A 2,000-nucleotide genomic window follows, 5' to 3' on the forward strand; every position below is an offset into this window, starting at 1 on the left:
GATCTGGCCGACGCGGGCGGGCGGCGCGCCGTTCGCCTGGGCCCGCGCCGTCGCCGTCGTCCCGGCGAGCAGGGCGGCGAGCAGCCATGCAATATGAAACAACGTTGCGAACTGCCTGCGCATCATGACCTCCTGAAGTCGCATCCCGCCGGTCCGAAGTCGCATCCCGCCGGTCGCGGACCCCTGTGGCGCAAGTTTGGTCCGATCGTGCCCGGAAAAAAGCGGTTCCTCATCAAGTTACAATTTTGGCACGAATTGGCCCCATGGCCGCCATACCGATCGGCACAATATGCGAAAGACGATGCAAGGAACGACGATGAGACCGAATTTGCGCAGGATGCTGCTCGCGGCCGTGGCGGCCGGCGCGGCGCTCGCCCTCGGCGGATGCGTCTATTATCCGTCGAGCTACGGCGCCGGCTATGGCGGCGGCTACTACACCTATCCCTATGCCCCGCCGCCGGTGGTCTATGGCGGCGTCACGATCGGCGGCGGCTGGTGGCATGGCGATGACGACGAAGGCTGGCATGGCGGCTGGCATCACTGACCGCCCTTGCCAACCCGGCGGCTGAGCGCCTATATCCCGCGCTGACGAACAGCGCTCGTAGATGCGGCCCGATGGCCGCCGGCTCTGTTCACCGGCCGGCCGCGCCCTGGCGCCGCCATCCGCCGGCAGGCGCGTTCCATGCGGGGCGCGCACCCTCTGGGCGGCTCGTCTACGAAGCTTCCTGCCACCCTTGTGCCGCTCCCTCGCATCGAAGGAGCCGCGACGAAAGCGCTGTCTTGACCGATTTTACCACCCTCGGCCTCGCCGAGCCCCTGCTGCGCGCCATCAGCGAGCAGTCCTATGAAACCCCCACCCCGATCCAGGCCCGCTCGATCCCGGTGATGCTCGAAGGCCACGACCTCGTCGGCATCGCCCAGACCGGCACCGGCAAGACGGCCGCCTTCGTGCTGCCGATCCTGCACCGGATCGCGGCGAACCGCGCCCGCCCGGCGCCGCGCGCCTGCCGCGCCCTGGTCCTCGCCCCCACCCGCGAGCTCGCCACCCAGATCGCCGATGCCGCCCGCACCTACGGCAAGTTCACCCGTCCCTCGGTCGCCGTCGTCATCGGCGGCGCCAAGCCCGGCCCGCAGGCCCGCCGCATGGAATCCGGGGTCGACCTGCTGGTCGCCACCCCCGGCCGCCTGCTCGACCATGTCGCCGCCGGCGTCATCCGCCTCGATGCGGTGGAAACCGTGGTGCTCGACGAGGCCGACCAGATGCTCGATCTCGGCTTCATCCCGGCGATCCGCCAGATCATGGCGAAGCTGCCCCGCCAGCGCCAGGCGGTGATGTTCTCGGCCACCATGCCGAAGCCGATCCGCGCGCTGGCTGGCGAATTCCTGCGCGACCCGCGCGAGGTCGCGGTCAGCGTCGAATCGAAGCCGGTCGACCGGATCGACCAGCAGGTGCTCCTCCTCGCCCCCGAGGAGAAGAAGGACAAGCTCGCCTGGCTGCTGGCCGACGTCGCGGTCGAGCGCGCCATCGTCTTCACCCGCACCAAGCACGGCGCCGACAAGGTCACCCGCCATCTCGAGGATGCCGGCATCGGCGCCGCCGCGATCCACGGCAACAAGAGCCAGGGCCAGCGCGAGCGCGCGCTCGACCAGTTCCGCTCCGGCCGCATCCGCGTCCTCGTCGCGACCGACATCGCCGCCCGCGGCATCGATGTCGACAACGTCTCGCATGTGGTGAATTTCGAGCTGCCGAACGTGCCGGAATCCTACGTCCACCGCATCGGCCGCACCGCCCGCGCCGGCGCCGAGGGTGTGGCGATCTCGCTGGTCGAGCCCTCCGAGCTGCCCTATCTGCGCGATATCGAGACGCTGATCGGCCGCCATCTCGTCCCCGGCGGCGCCCAGCCGGTGCGCGGCCTCGCGCCGCCGCATCTCCTCCGCGCCCGCAACCAGGTCGCCCGCCAGGGCCAGATGCCCAAGCGCAACGGCCCGCCCAAGGCCGC

Annotated in this window: 2 protein-coding genes; both read left to right on the forward strand. The window is 70.3% G+C overall.

Going from position 1 to position 2,000, the window contains the following annotated elements:
- Nucleotides 1-316 precede the first annotated feature (316 nt).
- On the forward strand, nucleotides 317-544 hold the full coding sequence (locus APM_RS03410; protein ID WP_012040198.1) for a hypothetical protein: 228 nt from the start codon (nucleotides 317-319) through the stop codon (nucleotides 542-544).
- Nucleotides 545-780: 236 nt separating this feature from the next.
- Nucleotides 781-2,000: DEAD/DEAH box helicase (locus tag APM_RS03415; protein ID WP_007421959.1), on the forward strand; the 1,220-nt coding region annotated here is incomplete at its 3' end.

Source organism: Acidiphilium sp. PM (assembly GCF_000219295.1).
Classification (GTDB): Bacteria; Pseudomonadota; Alphaproteobacteria; order Acetobacterales; family Acetobacteraceae; genus Acidiphilium; species Acidiphilium multivorum.

Coding starts and splice junctions, on each gene's coding strand:
- APM_RS03410 (WP_012040198.1), top strand. CDS start 317: ATGAGACCGAATTTGCGCAGGATGCTGCTCGCGGCCGTGGCGGCCGGC.